Consider the following 16,066-nt stretch of genomic DNA (forward strand, 5'->3'; position numbering starts at 1 on the left):
ACTGAAGCAGTCCTTTTTGTACTCTTAGAAAGTTTTAAAATGGTAGCCAAAGGAGCGGAATAAAGTTGAAGGAAATTGCTTTTTCGGAGCTTGAGGGATTTCGATTAGGACATGCTCAGGACCATGTAGCTTTATCAGGATGTTCGGTTGTGATTTGTGAAGAGGGAGCTATTGGTGGTGTGGATGTTCGAGGAGGCTCGCCCGGCACAAGAGAAACAGATTTATTAGACCCCAATAATCTGGTAGAAGAAGTTCATGCGGTATTTTTGTCAGGTGGCAGCGCTTATGGTTTAAATACAGGTGGGGGGATTATGCAATATTTAGAGGAACAAAAGATTGGATTTGATGTTCAGGTGGCAAGGGTTCCGATTGTAGCTGGGGCCATATTGTTTGATTTACTTCCAGGCAATCCAGCTATTCGTCCAGATCACCAAATGGGATATAAGGCTAGTCAAAATGCCTTTATTAAGCAAGAGGATATGAATGGAAATATTGGTGCTGGAACCGGTGCAACAGTCGGAAAGGCTTTAGGACCTGAATTTGCTATGAAGGGTGGTTTGGGTACCTATGCCGTTCAAATCGGGAGTTTTCAGATTGGTGCTGTAGTTGCTGTGAATTGCTTTGGGGATGTGGTTGATCCAGGGACAGGAGAGATTATCGCAGGTGCTTACGATTCTAATAACAGTACTCTTCTATCTTCAGAAGAAAATCTGCTTTCTCAACTTAATCAATATGAAAAAACGAATCGTTTTAAAGGAAATACGACGATTGGTGTGCTCGTGACGAATGCTAAACTGACAAAAGGACAAGCCAATAAAATTTCTTCAATCACACATGATTCTCTGGCCCGAACTATGCGCCCTTCTCATTCTTTAGTGGATGGAGATACGATTTTCACCATGAGCTCTAATCAAGTTGAAGTGGAATTAAATAGCCTTGGGATGCTTGCTTCAACTGTAATGGAAAAAGCGATTTTGCGTGGAGTTAAAGCTGCAAAAGGTGTAGACGGACTTTTCTCTTATCAAGATATTACGTAACGAGTATAATGATAGAAAAAGGCTATTATCATGCTTGTTTTTTCAGTAAAATTTTTATAAACAGGGGTTTGGGAAAAGGAGTTATAGAAAACAAATGACAACCTACACAAATAAAACAAGTGACAAGAAGTTGAAGACGCTGGCAACGCTATATGAACAATTAGATGAATATGGGGATAAAAAAAGAATAAAGAAGCTTTTGGATCTTTATAAGAAATACCAGGATAAAGAGATGATTATTGGTTTTTCGGGGCATTTTTCTGCAGGTAAATCTTCTATGATTAATCGACTCATTTCCGACGACCTGTTACCTTCAAGTCCCATTCCAACTAGTGCCAACCTTGTAAAAATTAAAAATGCAAACCCTTATACCAAAGTATTCTTTAGGAAAGATGCACCTGTACATTATTCAAGCTTACTTGATATGGATGTGATTAAATCTCTTTGTAGAGATGGAGATACGATTCAACAAATCGAAATCGGAAAACCGATAAATGAGCTCAAGCAAAATGTTTCGATTTTAGATACACCGGGAATTGATTCATCAGATGATGCTGATCGGATGATGACCGAATCAAGTATTCACCTTGTAGATGTATGGTTTTATATTATGGACTACAACCATGTTCAATCGGAAGTAAACCTGGGATTTTTAAAGAATTTACAGTCCCGTGGCAAACCATTTTACATCGTTGTAAACCAAATTGATAAGCATCAGGATGAAGAACTCTCTTTTATGGATTTTAAAAACAGTGTCGACAAAGCACTAAAACAGTGGGATATTAAACCAGAAGCTGTTTATTATACTTCCTTAAAAAATGAAAATCATCCATTAAATCAGTTACATGAGATGAGGGAATTAGTACAAAGCATTACTTCCGGAACAGAAGGTTTGATTGAGGATACGATTAACCATTCTGCTTTCTCTCTTATAAAGGATCATATTGAATATGTAAAAGGGCAGTATAACCAGGAATTAGTGGATCTTCAAAGAAGGTTAGATGAATTTAAAGAAAATGGGTATTCCGAGCAACTGGAAAAGGAAATAGATGAGTCAACGCCATTCCATCAGGAAGCTGAAAATCTATTAAAAAAGAAGCTTCGTGATCTATTTAAAAATGCTTATTTAATGCCTTATGAAAATCGGGAGAAGGCGAAGAGTTTTTTAGAAGCGATGCAGCCGAATTTCAAAATCGGACTTTTAATGGCCAGAAAAAAGACTGAAGCAGAAAGACGAGAGCGTCACGAAACATTTTATCAATCATTAATGGAAACAGCTGAGGTACAATTGACGTCTCACATTCGTGATGTATTACTGGAAATAGCCAGGACTTACCACGTAAGTGATGAAGAGATTCTGCAGGATGTACAAAGCTTTACGATTTCCTATGATTTTAATCGTGTAAAGGACCTTATCAAACAAGGTGCTGAGGTTACCGGAGACTATGTACTGGTATACACGAATGATGTCACAGCTGATTTAACATCATGTACGAAAGATCAGGTTTTATCCATTTGGGAAAAGATGAAGAGCATGATACAAAAATGGGAAAGTGATCAAATAAAGGCAAAACAAGATCAGCTTGAACAACAAAAAGAATATAACTCCATTAAAGAACAAATTCAACAGATTCACCGGACTATTGAAGAACGTTCTCATAGGCTTAAGGAAATTTTTAATGGAAAAGTAATCTCTTCAGAATCACATATTTATAAGATTGAGAAAGTGCTTCACAACATGGAAGAGGGAGTCCAATATGAAAAGACGGTGTCCGATGATATCGTTAATCGAAAAGTATTCAAGGAAGAAGATTCACCTCATCATAATCAAGATTCAATATCCCATCCTCCTTCTGTCCCTGTTGAAGACATGATTCAGCGACTTGGTAAAACCAAAAATGTTATTCATGACATGACTGGGTTTCAGAATCTATATAAAGAATTAGCGCTAAAACAGGAACGAATGAAGAATCGACATTTTACTATAGCCTTGTTTGGTGCATTCAGTGCAGGAAAATCATCTTTTGCCAATGCGTTATTAGGGAATGAAGTTTTGCCTGTTTCTCCTCATCCGACTACAGCGACCATTAATAAGATTAGTCCACCAAATGATGAATACCAACATGGTATGGTTGTTGTAAAAATTAAAAATGAACATCACCTTTTAGAAGACATTAAGCATGCTGGAAAACATATTCCTAATCATTTTACAAAGCTAAGTGAAGCTATGTATTGGCTGGAGTCGGTAGATATAAACCAGTTTGTAGAAGAAAATGAAAAAAAGAATCTGTCCTTTTTACAGGCTCTCCAAAAAGGTTATCAGGAGATGGGTCCATATTTAGATGATCAATTAACCACTCAAATTCAAAATGCATCAAGTTACATTGCAGATGAAACCTATGCCTGTTTTGTAGAATGGGTCGAGTTTTATTATGATTGTAAGTTTACACAAAACGGTATTACGCTAGTGGATACCCCCGGGGCTGACTCTGTAAATGCGAGACATACTGACGTTGCCTTTGAATATATTAAAGACTCGGATGCTATTTTATTTGTTACTTATTATAATCATGCTTTCTCACGAACTGACCGGGAATTTCTCATCCAGCTTGGTCGTGTTAAAGATGTGTTCAGCCTAGATAAAATGTTTTTCATTATTAATGCTAAGGATTTAGCGGATAGTGATGGGGAGTTAGGTCTTGTTCAATCGTATGTTACTGAACAGCTTTCAAATTTTGGTATCCATAACCCAAGAATGTACCCTGTATCCAGTAAGTGGGCATTAAAGGAGAAACAGGTGAACCAGCAGGCTGATTTATCGGGCCTTGCAGACTTTGAACAAGATTTCACAACTTTTATACAGGATGAACTTACAGGGATGATGATATTTTCTGCTCTTCATGATATTAAACGCGTAGTTAGTACGCTGGATGAATATAGAAAACGCGCTTCTATGAGTATAGAAGAAAAACAAATGAAGAAAGATATTTATGAAAAAGATAGAGAGCGAATCCTTAAATGGATGAATGACCTTTCATTTGAACGTCATCAAAAGGCGATAAAACAAGAAATGGAAGAACTTATTTATTATATTAATCAACGGGTATTTCTAAGCTTCTCTGATTTGTTTAAAGAAACGATTAATCCGGCTACTATCAAATCAAATGGAAGAAAAGGGAAGGATGAACTGCAGAAGGCATTTATACAATTGGTTGATTATTTGAATGAAAAATTGATTCGTGAATGGCAGGCAACCGAGCTGCGTATCGAAGCTTTTATGAATAATCAAATAAATAAAATCAATGAGGATCTGCAAAGCCACGAACAAATCGAGGATTATCCCATTACCTTCCAAAAGGATGTTTTTACGGAATTTGAATCACCCGCAATTCAATTAAATATAAGAGATTTTGACTGGCAGCCATTTGAAAAGGTATTTGCTACGTATAAAAGTACGAAATCATTTTTTGAACAAAATAAAAAAGAGCAAATGCAAGAGGCGTTACAAAACTTGCTCAAGCCTATCGTTAAGGAACATCTAAATAAAGAAGGTCATCATGTAATCCAAAATTATTTGAATCAGTGGGAACAAACTATGGGCAATATAAAAACAAGCTGGTATACAACCATTAATCAATATTTTGAAGGTCTATTTTATAGCTTGACAGACGACATTGATTTAACTATGCTAAAGACTCGTTATGAACAGTTAAAGCCTTTGGCTGATATATAAAGGTAGCTTCCCGCGGCTGCCTTTATACACTAGACCACATATTAAAATACCCAAAAAATTTTAATAGTCGGAAATCAAACATTTTGATAGGTTGAACTAGATTTTTTAGGAAAATTCCTTTAAACTTGCTAAAGTATGGAAGTATACTACCTCACGGAAAAAAACAAATGATTGTTGCCCACTTGATGGGATTTAATCGTGGTAAACAGGGTAAATTCAAAGTTCAGGATACATACTAATTGTAGATTAGATATATGTAAGATAGGCAGCATAGGAAAGGATTGAGTCAGATTGACAAATTTTAAAGACTTTAATGTTAGTGAACATACACTACAGGCTATTTCGTCTATGGGGTTTGAAGAAGCCACTCCTATCCAGGCAAAGGCGATTCCTGCAGGATTGGAAGGAAAAGATTTAATTGGACAGGCGCAGACTGGAACGGGTAAAACGACTGCGTTTGGTATTCCACTTGTTGAAAAAGTGGACACCACTAGTGGAAATATTCAAGGTGTCATCTTAGCACCTACTCGTGAACTAGCTGTACAGGTTGCAGAGGAATTAAATCGTATCGGAGCTAAAAAAGGTATTTTTACGTTACCTATTTATGGTGGTCAGGATATTAACCGTCAAATCAAAGCATTAAAAAAACGCCCTCAAATCATATCAGCTACACCTGGTCGTTTAATTGATCATATGAAGAGAAGAACGATCCGTTTAAATCATATTCATACAGTTGTCTTAGATGAAGCAGATGAAATGCTGAACATGGGCTTTATTGATGAAATTGAAGAAATACTCGGAGCGATTAAGTCCGAACATCAGACGATGCTATTTTCGGCGACAATGCCAAATAAAATCGAAGCCCTGGCGCAGAAATTCATGAACAATCCAGTGTTAATACGTACGAAAACAAAAGAAATGACCGTTAAAAATATTGATCAGCATTATATTGATGTGCCCGAAAACCAAAAGTTTGATGTACTTTCCCGCTTATTAGATATTCAATCCCCGGAGCTTGCCATCGTGTTTGGACGGACGAAAAAGCGCGTAGATGAGCTTACAGAAGGTTTGAAGAAGCGTGGTTATTCTGCTGAGGGGATTCATGGTGATTTATCCCAATCGAAGCGAGATCATGTCATTCGTCTGTTTAAGGAACAAACCATTGATATTATGGTTGCTACAGACGTAGCGGCACGTGGATTAGATATTTCAGGGGTAACCCATGTATATAATTTCGATATCCCACAGGATCCCGAAAGCTATGTTCATCGTATTGGTCGTACAGGTAGAGCAGGCAGGAAGGGGTTATCTCTTACACTTGTTACGCCAAGGGAAATTAGTCACTTGCGAGCAATTGAAAATGTGACAAAAACGAAGATTGAACGAAAATCAGTTCCTACTTACAGCGATGTTATTGAAGGAAATAAACAAACAGCCCTTGATCAATTAAGAGAAGCTGCAGAAAGTGATGATATTAAAGAATATAAAACGATGGCGGAAAATCTTTTAAATGATATTGATTCCGTTTCATTAGTCTCAGCAGCGATTAAATTATTAACCAAAGAGCCTGATCGTACCCCTGTTCATTTAACATCGATTGCTCCACTTCGTGTGAAGAAATCAAAAAATAATGGTGGAAACCGGAAACGCTCAAACAATAGAGGCTACAAGGATCGTAAATACAAGGATCGAAACTATAAGGATCGCAAGCCCAGAGATAGAAAACATCAAAAAGACCAGCGGAATAAGAACAAGAAAAACTGGGGATCAAAAGGTAACAAATCATAAAGGAAATAGATAGCTAATGGTAATCGGACCATTAGCTTTTTTCTGTTCATTTTCCCGTTACAAACTATCTTTTCTTCCATAAATCATGATATAATGGGCCATACGTTTCAAGTTTCAAGTTATTGGAGGAAATATAAAACATGCTTAACGTTCAAAATGTGAGTTTACGGTATGGTGATCGTAAGCTATTTGAAGATGTTAATATTAAATTCACGCCTGGTAACTGTTATGGGTTAATTGGTGCTAATGGTGCCGGTAAATCCACTTTTCTCAAAATTTTATCCGGTGAAATAGAAGCGCAGACCGGTGATGTACAAATTACCCCAGGTCAAAGATTAGCCGTTTTAAAACAGGATCATTTTAAGTATGAAGAGGATGAAGTTCTTCAAGTTGTCATAATGGGCCATGAACGTCTATATAAAATCATGCATGAGAAAAATGAAATTTATATGAAGCCCGATTTCTCAGATGAGGATGGAATGAGAGCAGCTGAATTGGAAAGTGAATTTGCTGAGCTTAACGGCTGGGAAGCTGAATCAGATGCTTCTAAGCTATTAACCGGGCTTGGTATAGATGAATCCCTTCATCAGGTGAAAATGGCAGAATTAACAGGTTCTAAAAAGGTAAAAGTTCTTTTAGCTCAAGCGTTATTCGGACAGCCTGATATTTTGCTTCTTGATGAGCCGACAAACCATTTAGATATTAAAGCCGTACAATGGCTGGAGGAGTTTTTGATTAACTTCGAAAATACTGTAATCGTGGTATCCCATGACCGTCACTTTTTAAATAAAGTTTGTACACATATTACGGACATTGATTATGGAAAAATCGAATTATATGTAGGTAACTATGACTTTTGGTATGAATCGAGTCAGTTAGCCAAAAAAATGGCAGAAGAGGAAAACAAGAAGAAAGAAGATAAAATTAAAGAACTGGAATCCTTTATTGCACGTTTTAGTGCAAATGCTTCTAAATCTAAGCAGGCAACTTCAAGGAAAAAGCTTTTGGATAAAATTACGCTCGACGATATAAAGCCTTCTTCAAGAAGATACCCGTATATAGACTTTAAACCAAACAGAGAAATTGGGAATGATGTTTTATTTGTTGAAGGTATAAGTAAAACGATTGATGGGGAAAAGGTTCTGGACAATGTCAGTTTTACACTGAAACGAGATGATAAAGTCGCATTAGTTGGGGATAATGAAAGAGCAAATACAGTCCTCCTGCAAATATTAATGGGGGAAATAGAGCCAGATGAAGGATCCTTTAAATGGGGTGTTACCACGTCTCAAAGCTATTTTCCAAAGGATAACGCTCCATATTTTGAAAATAATGATCAGGACCTTGTCAATTGGTTGCGTCAGTACTCCCCGGAAGATCAGACAGAGACTTTCTTAAGAAGCTTTCTTGGCCGAATGCTCTTTTCAGGTGAAGAAGCAATGAAAAAGGCTAATGTCCTTTCTGGCGGTGAAAAAGTTCGCTGCATGCTTTCGAAAATGATGTTAAGCGGGGCTAACGTTTTATTATTTGATGAGCCGACAAACCACCTTGATTTAGAATCAATTACAGCATTAAATAATGGGTTAATCAAATTTAATGGTGTACTTTTATTCACTTCCCATGACCATCAATTTATTCAATCACTTGCCAATCGTATTATTGATATAAGACCAGATGGAGTGCTTGACAAAGAGATGACCTATGATGAATATCTCGAGTATCAGGGAGTAAACATAGGCTAACCAGCTATTAATAGAGCTACTTATTATATAGGTAGCTCTTTTCTATATGATATTTACATCTTTGTTAAAAAAAGGTAAGATTAAATCATAAATTGTAAAAATGGGGAGTTTTTTGCATGATGGAAACGCTTCCATATCTTTTGAATAATGTATTGTTTATTATCTTACCGATTCTGTGCTACCTATTATTTTTTAGTGAGGAGGAAACATCTCGTTATTCAAGGATTTTATCCAAATTTTCCATTTTCCTGACTATCGCTTTAATTCTTACCATCATATTCCCCGCAGTCTATTCTGATGAATTTTACTATGATTTAAGAATTGTTCCGATTATGATGGCTGTATTGTATGGTCCCCGATTATTAGGTGTCGGTATAACGCTCATCATGTTAGTGATTACATTGATCTTCCAATACCCTGACTTCTACCCCGATTTAGGGAACTATATCATTGCTGTTGCGATATTATTTTGGGTAAAGAAATACTATCTTAAAGCGGAATTAATAGCAAAAATCATGATGGTTACCCTCTTTTATCTATTAATCTCAATTACTCGAGGAATCTATCTCATCCATATTGATCAATCTCAGCAATTACCTCTGTTAATCATACTTTCTTTTATTACATGGTTTACAATCTTAGCTGTTTTGTTACTTATTGAACATATGGAAAAACAAGCACAGTTAAAACGTGAATTGAGACATATAGAAAAAGTTGATGCAGTCGGTCAGTTAGCTGCTTCGGTTACACATGAAGTAAAAAATCCCTTAACAACTGTTAAAGGATTTCTGCAGATTCTGTATGAAAAAGATTATATAAAAGAAAAAGATAAGTCTTACATGAAAATATCCATAGATGAATTGGGCCGGGCTGAATATATAATAAAAAACTATTTATCTTTATCAAAACCTAAAGAAAATCCATATGGAAAGGTTGATATCTCTTCAGTACTACATGACCTCACGAATCTTATGTCAACCTATAAGCATCAACATCCTATTCAGATGGTTACATCGATTGAACCAATTTTGTTCGTTAAGGGCATTAAGTATGAAGTTCAACAGGTGCTACTAAATATTGTAAAGAACGGTTTTGAAGCCATGAACGAACAAGGGGGACAATTATACATAAAAGCAATGAGAAGAGATCCTTTTGTTGTCATTACAGTGAAGGATCAAGGCAAAGGAATTGCAAAAGAGGATTTAAAGAAAATTGGCGAATCCTATTTTTCCACAAAGGATTATGGTACCGGACTTGGTCTAAGTGTTAGTTTTGAAATTGTTAAACGAATGGGTGGAAGAATTACTGTTCATAGCGAATTGGGTTACGGCACTATATTCACAATCGAGCTTCCCTTAGTAGATGATTAAACAAGTTCTTTTCTTTCCTATTAATCTACTTTCTTTTACAATAATAGGAGTAGTTTCTTTATGGAAAGGAAGTATAAAATGGACTATATTTTCACCTCTGCAAATCCCATGTTGCTCTTTTTAGCTATTGTTTTAACCTTTATGGCTTCCTATACGGCCCTGGACTTATTTACGCTTATTCGTTCATCTGACCGGAATAAAGAGTTTTTATTTTTAGGCGGAATTACTTCCATGGGGATTGGAATATGGGTAATGAATGTACTTGTTACCTTTACCATTAATACGGTCGATTTGTCCGATTATAATATACCGCTTGAGATACTTTCGGTTTTATTGGGTATTATTTTTATTGGAATCGCTTTTTATAATCTTGTTGCAAGAGCATATCGATTATCGCGTCTTTTTACCAGCAGTTTTTTTCTTACGTTGGCCGTTTTTTGCTTCCATGTTCTAGGTGTTTATTCCATGAACTATACGATGTCTTTTAGTCCTTTTATTTTGTTTATATCACTTGTTATGATTTTTGTTTCGTTTTTATTTTCACTATGGCTCCTTTTTTCAAAGAAGTATTCCTATAATAGGAGAGGATGGTTACGGCCAGTAAGTACATTAATTATTACGCTTGCCATTATCGAAGGCTATTTTCTTCTCTCAAGGGCATCAAGTTTTTATAATCCTGAACAAATAACAGAAGAAGGTATTCGCTTAGAGGAATCTTTTGTCTTTTATGTAATCCTTTTTATGTCGGTTTTAATTTTAACCGGATTAATTGTAACTAGTACATTGGTAAGTAAACGTCTGGCTTCCAGTTACACAAATTTACAGGATATCTATACGGCATTAGATGCATCATCTATTGTCGCGATTACTGATGAGGATGGGACGATTACATATGCAAATGATAAATTCGCGGATATTTCAAAATATAGTAAAGACGAACTTATAGGCAGTAGTCATAATCTATTAAAATCAGGTAACCACTCTAATCAATTTTTTGAAAATATGTGGAGCACAATAACAAAGGGAAGGATTTGGAAAGGAGAAATTTGTAACCGAGCTAAAGATGGCACCCTTTACTGGGTAGATACGACCATCGTACCCTTTGTAAACAAGAATCGAAAGCCATCCCAATACGTTTCGATTCGTACGGATATTACGAATCGAAAATTGGCAGAAGAACAACTGAAAAGTTCTCTTAAGGAAAACAAGGATTTTAAATTTGCCCTTGATCAATCTTCTATAGTTGCAATTACAGACAAACGTGGAAAAATTATTTATGCTAATGATAAGTTTTGCGAGATTTCAAAATATTCCCATGAAGAGTTGATAGGTCAGGATCATCGAATATTAAATTCAGGCTATCATCCTAAAACCTTTTTCAAAGATTTATGGAGAACCATCGGCACAGGTCATGTGTGGAAAGGAGAAATTTGTAACAGGGCAAAGGACGGTTCCATCTATTGGGTAAATACAACAATTGTTCCTTTCCTGGATGAAAATAATAAGCCCTATCAATATATTGCCATTCGGACGGATATAACGGAACGAAAGCGTACAGAAGAATATTTACACCGTCAGGACAAATTAGCAGCTGTAGGACAATTAGCAGCGGGAGTTGCACATGAAATACGAAATCCATTAACTTTTATGCAGGGTTATGCAGAATTTCTCGCAATAGATGAACAGGATGAGCAAAGGCAAGAATTTTTAGAGATTATATTAGATGAAATTAATCGAGTTGATTTGATTGTGGAAGACTTTATGGTTTTAGCTAAGCCTAAAGATTTAACCATGGAAGTCAAAAATCTGGTTTCCACTGTGGAAAATGTTCTTTCTTTATTGGACTATGACGCACGAAAGCAAAATGTTTCAGTAGCATTTCAGGCTGATAAAGAAGAAATGAAGGTGGTCATGGATGAAAATCGTATGAAACAGGTTATTCTTAACCTAGTAAAAAATGCGATTGAGGCTATGCCTGAAGGTGGAAACTTACAGCTAGATATGGATTATGTCCAGGAGAAGGATGAAACATTTGTACATGTAGCTATAGCAGATAATGGAATTGGTATTTCTGAACAAAACCTTAAAAAGATTTCAGACCCATTTTATACAACAAAAGAAAACGGTAATGGATTAGGCTTAATGATTAGTTATAAGATTGTAGAAAATCATAAGGGTAAAATAGATGTAGATAGTGTTGATGGTGAAGGTACAACCTTTCACATATTCATTCCACAGAAGGAAGATTAAAGTATACCGTCCAGAGCATATCTGGACGGATTCTTTTACAAATTTTGATTTTGCTGTTTTATTTCATCTGCACCAAGGGTTTTATTGGCAGATTCAATTCGCTTGTGTTCATCTACAGAATCACCGGGGTAGGTCTCCTGGTCATCGTGAAAGGGATCGTAGGTTTGGACATTAAGTTCTTCTTGTTTGGGTGCATTTGTTTCGATATTATCTCGTTTTTTCTTTGTCATAAATTATCACTCCTTACGCTTTATTACATTTTAAGTTTTCACAAACCGGAGAATTTTATAAATAACAAGTTAACGTGTGATGTATGTATCATGTTTTGTACGAATAATCATTATATTGTGCAGGAAGAAATGCAAACCGTTAATCATGATGATCAAGAGGCATTAGCAATTGATGAAAAAATTGCGAATAAATTCGTTACCTTAAATAGACAGATAATGAATGGTGACTAAAGGGTAAACCAGTTTTGAATAGGAGTGTTGCAATGAAAACAAAATTTTCTGGAGTTGTGTTAGCGGGCGGAAAGTCAAGGCGGTTCGGTTCCCCCAAGGCCTTTGCAAAAAAAGGAAAAAAAGCTTTTTATCAATATTCTTTGGATGCTTTATCTCCCTTAGTTGATGAGCTCATTATTGTTACCAATCCATCCCTTTTTCCTGGCTTTGATAGACAATATATAAATAATCTTAGTATTGTAAATGATCATCCAGATGTTCAGGCAAAGGGACCGCTCTCAGGTCTATGGACGGCAATGAATATAAAAGCTGCCGATTGGTATATCGTTCTTCCGGTTGATGTACCTTTTATGGAAACCCGTATATTAGAAAGAATAAAAAAACACGGAGATAGCGAAGTCGATGCCATTATTCCAATTGTCTCTCATAGAAAGCAGCCGTTAATAGCCATTTACTCACATCAAATAAAAAACAAAATAAAAGATTGCTTAGAATCAGACAACTATTCTGTTGATCAAGTACTAAGCCGATGTAAGGTAAAATATATTCATATAGAAGAAGAGCAACCCTTTTACAATATAAATAAACCCGATGATTATAATACATATATTTCAAGATAGAAAAGGAAGATATCCTTTTAAGACTGAATTTATGGCCGTTAGGATGGTGGAAGATGAAAAGGCTCATGTTAACCATATTCACTAGCATCGTAATAATTACAGGATGCTCTGCGGAAAACAAGGCAGATAAAACGGAAATAACAGTTTCAGCTGCTTCAAGCATGACGGATTGTTTACAAGAATTAAAGAATGCCTTTGAAAACGAGTATCCATCGATAAAAATTCATTACAATTTTGGCGGTTCAGGCTCACTTCGGAGACAAATCGAACAAGAAGCCCCCATTGATTTATTTTTTTCGGCTTCAGAAAGGGACTATCAAAAAGTTATGGATAAGGATTTTGTAAAAAAAGGAGATTATCTATTTGGGAATTCTTTAGTCCTAATCAAGTCAGATCAAACTTCAGTGAACTCTATAGAGGAACTTCTGAAACAGGATGGGAAAATGGCGATTGGGACACCAGAATCGGTACCAGCAGGAACCTATGCTAAGGAAGCCTTAAAGAGCTGGGGAAAGTGGAATGAGCTAAAAGCAACCCTGGTCTATACGAAGGATGTAGCACAAGTATTAACCTTAGTAAACGAAGGTGCAGCAGATCTTGGTATAGTCTATAATAGTGATATGAAAAGAGCGAAAAATGTTACCGTACTAAAAGCAATTGATGCTGATCTTCATACATCCATTGGATACTACCTGGCAGTTATAAAAGATCAGTTACCAAAAGAGGAAGAAATTGTACAAGCGAAGGATACCTTTTATAAATTTGCTTTATCTGATACAGCAAAAGAGGTTTATAAGAAGTATGGATTTACAGTTGAAAAATAGGTGATAGAAATGGAATGGACCTGGCATCCCGTTAAAATGTCATTTCTGGCAGCTACTGCTGGAACAATCATTACTTTAAGTGCAGCTATACTAATCGCTCATTTTATGGTTAAAAGGAGAAGGAGAGGGGAGGCAATACTTGAAACCATCCTATTTCTTCCACTTGTTTTGCCGCCAACTGTTATCGGCTTTATACTTGTTGTCATCTTTGGCAGCAAAAGTTCGGTTGGCAGGTTAATTGAATATTTTACAGGAAGCAGTGTACTGTTTACGGCACTAGCTGCCATTATAGCAGCTTCGGTAGTTGCTTTCCCGCTCATGTATCAGTCTATCAAAACAGGTTTTTTATCGGTAGATTCCAATATTTTGGACGCAGCAGAAGTTGATGGTGCATCAAACTGGAAGCAGTTCATAAAAATTATTATCCCATTATCAACGCGTTCCATTCTTACGGGTATTATTCTTGGCTTTACAAGAGGATTTGGGGAATTTGGTGCTACGTTAATGTTTGCAGGTAATATACCCGGCAAAACCCAGACGATTCCTACTGCAATATATCTTGCAATAGAAACAGGAGCCACACGCATCGCCTGGTATTATGCATTAATTAGTATAGGATTTTCATTTCTTTTACTTTTGATGGTGAAATTAACCGGGAAACAATAGTGTAACAGTAAAAATCAGGGTCTTTAATAAACGTTTTAAGCTTTTTGCTTAAAGCGTTTTTTGTTTCTAGGAACAAGTTGTTCAATGATAAGAGTGAAAAAATGAATACTAAAAGTCATTTTGGGGTAGATAATGTAATTTAAATTTCATATAATGTTATAAAAAGAAAATAATATTTCATTTAAAAAGGAGAATGAACAAATTGTTAAATCGAGAGGCTTCTGTAGTTTCAGTTGCAAATCGTAAGTCCAGAGAATTATATGAGCGTGCATGTGAGGTTATGCCAGGTGGAGTGACAGCCAACATTAAGTATTTTGAACCCCACCCCATCATGATGGAGAAAGGAAAAGGAAGCAAATTATATGACGTTGATGGAAAGGAATATATAGATTTCTTATTAAGTTATGGAGCATTGATTCATGGTCATGGTTATGAACCAGTTATGCAGGCAGTATATAATCAAATGACAAATCAGGGTACCACTATTTTCGGAACACCTCATTTTCTTGAAATAAAAATGGCTGAGAAATTAATTGACCTATATCCGGGCATTGAAATGGTAAGGTATACGAATTCAGGATTGGAAGCAACTATATTAGCGGTTCGAGCGGGTATGGCATATACTGGGAAAGAAAAAATAGCTAAATTTGAAGGACATTATCATGGAGGTTCCAATCAATTTTTAGTAAGTGTAAATCCGGATCTGGATAAAATAGGTTCTCAGAATGAACCAAGGTCTATTCCAGAATCTACAGGGATTCCGGATTACTTTGTTGAGAATACGGTTATATTACCCTTTAACGATCTAGCTGCTACAGACCAGATTTTGCGGAAGCATGCTAAGGAATTATCTGCTGTTATTCTTGAACCTGTTCAGGGAGGATTCATTCCAGCTGATGAAGAATTTATTAAGGGACTACGAAAAATTACGGAGGAACTGGATATCCTTCTCATTTTTGATGAGGTTAAGACAGGGTTTCGGACTTCACTTGGGGGATGCCAGGAAGTATATGGTGTAAAGCCTGATTTGACTGCTTTAGGAAAGGTTCTTGGTGGTGGATTTCCTGTTGGGGCAGTTGGTGGCCGAAAAGATGTCATGATGATTAGTGCACCAAATGGTGGTCGTGATATATTAAGCGCAGGAAACAAAGATAAAGGAAAAGATGTTTTATTTCACAGTGGTACCTATAACGGTCATCCTACTGTATTGGCAGCAGGTCTTGCTACAATAGAAGCGTTAGAGAATGGTCAAACCATTGATCAATTATTTGAACGGACCCGTTTTTTACGTAATCAATTAGAAGCGGTTTATAAACGTCAAGGTATTGATATGCAGACGATTGGAATGGGCAGTATCTTTAATCTTGTTTTAACAAATGAGGATGTAAAAAATTATCGGGATTTACAAAAAGCAAATATGACCTTGCGAAAAATGATTGATAAAGAATTGCTTCAAAAAGGAATTTATACGAAGCCGTTAAATCGTTATTCCATGTCGACTGTTCATACGGATGAAGACATCGCAAAAACTGTTGAATTGCATGAGGATGCATTGAAGAATTTAAGGAGGTAACG

At 36.2% G+C, this 16,066-nt stretch carries 12 protein-coding genes; 11 read left to right on the forward strand and 1 reads right to left on the reverse strand.

What is annotated here, in order from left to right; genetic code table 11:
• Nucleotides 1–65: 65 nt before the first annotated feature.
• The 6 genes from BMX63_RS06865 (at nt 66) to BMX63_RS06890 (ending at nt 11,920) form a co-directional block, all read left to right on the forward strand.
• On the forward strand, nt 66–1,037 hold the full coding sequence (locus BMX63_RS06865) for a P1 family peptidase (RefSeq protein ID WP_093133315.1): 972 nt from the start codon (nt 66–68) through the stop codon (nt 1,035–1,037).
• 94 nt (nt 1,038–1,131) lie between these two features.
• Nucleotides 1,132–4,770: a dynamin family protein gene (locus BMX63_RS06870; protein ID WP_093133317.1), complete on the forward strand. Its 3,639-nt coding sequence runs from the start codon at nt 1,132–1,134 to the stop codon at nt 4,768–4,770.
• Between the two features lie 291 nt (nt 4,771–5,061).
• A complete protein-coding gene (gene cshA / locus BMX63_RS06875; RefSeq protein WP_245732754.1) occupies nt 5,062–6,558 on the forward strand; it encodes a degradosome RNA helicase CshA in 1,497 nt (498 codons plus the stop codon).
• 140 nt (nt 6,559–6,698) lie between these two features.
• Nucleotides 6,699–8,300: an ABC-F family ATP-binding cassette domain-containing protein gene (locus BMX63_RS06880; RefSeq protein WP_093133319.1), complete on the forward strand. Its 1,602-nt coding sequence runs from the start codon at nt 6,699–6,701 to the stop codon at nt 8,298–8,300.
• 116 nt (nt 8,301–8,416) lie between these two features.
• The gene (locus tag BMX63_RS06885; RefSeq protein WP_093133321.1) at nt 8,417–9,670 is read left to right on the forward strand and encodes an ATP-binding protein; all 1,254 of its coding nucleotides are present in this window, start codon (nt 8,417–8,419) and stop codon (nt 9,668–9,670) included.
• A gap of 60 nt (nt 9,671–9,730) precedes the next feature.
• Nucleotides 9,731–11,920 (forward strand): PAS domain S-box protein, encoded by a 2,190-nt coding sequence (locus BMX63_RS06890; protein ID WP_245732755.1) that lies wholly within the window; start codon nt 9,731–9,733, stop codon nt 11,918–11,920.
• Nucleotides 11,921–11,955: 35 nt separating this feature from the next.
• Here BMX63_RS06890 and BMX63_RS06895 read toward each other — a convergent pair whose 3' ends face one another.
• The gene (locus BMX63_RS06895; protein ID WP_093133323.1) at nt 11,956–12,150 is read right to left on the reverse strand and encodes a hypothetical protein; all 195 of its coding nucleotides are present in this window, start codon (nt 12,148–12,150) and stop codon (nt 11,956–11,958) included.
• A gap of 90 nt (nt 12,151–12,240) precedes the next feature.
• On the opposite strand from BMX63_RS06895, the gene BMX63_RS17980 reads away from it, so the two are divergent.
• From BMX63_RS17980 to BMX63_RS06915, 5 genes are all read left to right on the forward strand, one after another.
• Nucleotides 12,241–12,381 (forward strand): hypothetical protein, encoded by a 141-nt coding sequence (locus tag BMX63_RS17980; RefSeq protein WP_177167224.1) that lies wholly within the window; start codon nt 12,241–12,243, stop codon nt 12,379–12,381.
• A gap of 32 nt (nt 12,382–12,413) precedes the next feature.
• Nucleotides 12,414–13,001, forward strand: coding sequence for a molybdenum cofactor guanylyltransferase (gene mobA, locus BMX63_RS06900; RefSeq protein WP_093133325.1), 588 nt, complete (start codon nt 12,414–12,416; stop codon nt 12,999–13,001).
• Nucleotides 13,002–13,054: 53 nt separating this feature from the next.
• Nucleotides 13,055–13,825 (forward strand): molybdate ABC transporter substrate-binding protein, encoded by a 771-nt coding sequence (gene modA, locus BMX63_RS06905; protein WP_093133327.1) that lies wholly within the window; start codon nt 13,055–13,057, stop codon nt 13,823–13,825.
• A 9-nt stretch (nt 13,826–13,834) separates the two neighbouring features.
• Complete coding sequence (modB, locus tag BMX63_RS06910; RefSeq protein ID WP_093133328.1) at nt 13,835–14,491, forward strand: molybdate ABC transporter permease subunit; 657 nt, start codon at nt 13,835–13,837, stop codon at nt 14,489–14,491.
• A 193-nt stretch (nt 14,492–14,684) separates the two neighbouring features.
• Complete coding sequence (locus tag BMX63_RS06915) at nt 14,685–16,064, forward strand: aspartate aminotransferase family protein (RefSeq protein ID WP_093133330.1); 1,380 nt, start codon at nt 14,685–14,687, stop codon at nt 16,062–16,064.
• Nucleotides 16,065–16,066 lie beyond the last annotated feature (2 nt).

The sequence above is a fragment of the Salinibacillus kushneri genome, from assembly GCF_900111405.1.
Lineage (GTDB): Bacteria > Bacillota > Bacilli > Bacillales > Alkalibacillaceae > Salinibacillus > Salinibacillus kushneri.

What these genes read in the sequence shown, in the direction of transcription:
- BMX63_RS06870 (WP_093133317.1), top strand. Translation starts at nt 1,132, where the DNA reads ATGACAACCTACACAAATAAAACAAGTGACAAGAAGTTGAAGACGCTG.
- BMX63_RS06880 (WP_093133319.1), top strand. Translation starts at nt 6,699, where the DNA reads ATGCTTAACGTTCAAAATGTGAGTTTACGGTATGGTGATCGTAAGCTA.
- BMX63_RS06885 (WP_093133321.1), top strand. Translation starts at nt 8,417, where the DNA reads ATGATGGAAACGCTTCCATATCTTTTGAATAATGTATTGTTTATTATC.
- BMX63_RS06890 (WP_245732755.1), top strand. Translation starts at nt 9,731, where the DNA reads ATGGAAAGGAAGTATAAAATGGACTATATTTTCACCTCTGCAAATCCC.
- BMX63_RS06895 (WP_093133323.1), bottom strand. Translation starts at nt 12,150, where the DNA reads ATGACAAAGAAAAAACGAGATAATATCGAAACAAATGCACCCAAACAA.
- BMX63_RS17980 (WP_177167224.1), top strand. Translation starts at nt 12,241, where the DNA reads ATGTTTTGTACGAATAATCATTATATTGTGCAGGAAGAAATGCAAACC.
- mobA (WP_093133325.1), top strand. Translation starts at nt 12,414, where the DNA reads ATGAAAACAAAATTTTCTGGAGTTGTGTTAGCGGGCGGAAAGTCAAGG.
- modA (WP_093133327.1), top strand. Translation starts at nt 13,055, where the DNA reads ATGAAAAGGCTCATGTTAACCATATTCACTAGCATCGTAATAATTACA.
- modB (WP_093133328.1), top strand. Translation starts at nt 13,835, where the DNA reads ATGGAATGGACCTGGCATCCCGTTAAAATGTCATTTCTGGCAGCTACT.
- BMX63_RS06915 (WP_093133330.1), top strand. Translation starts at nt 14,685, where the DNA reads ATGAACAAATTGTTAAATCGAGAGGCTTCTGTAGTTTCAGTTGCAAAT.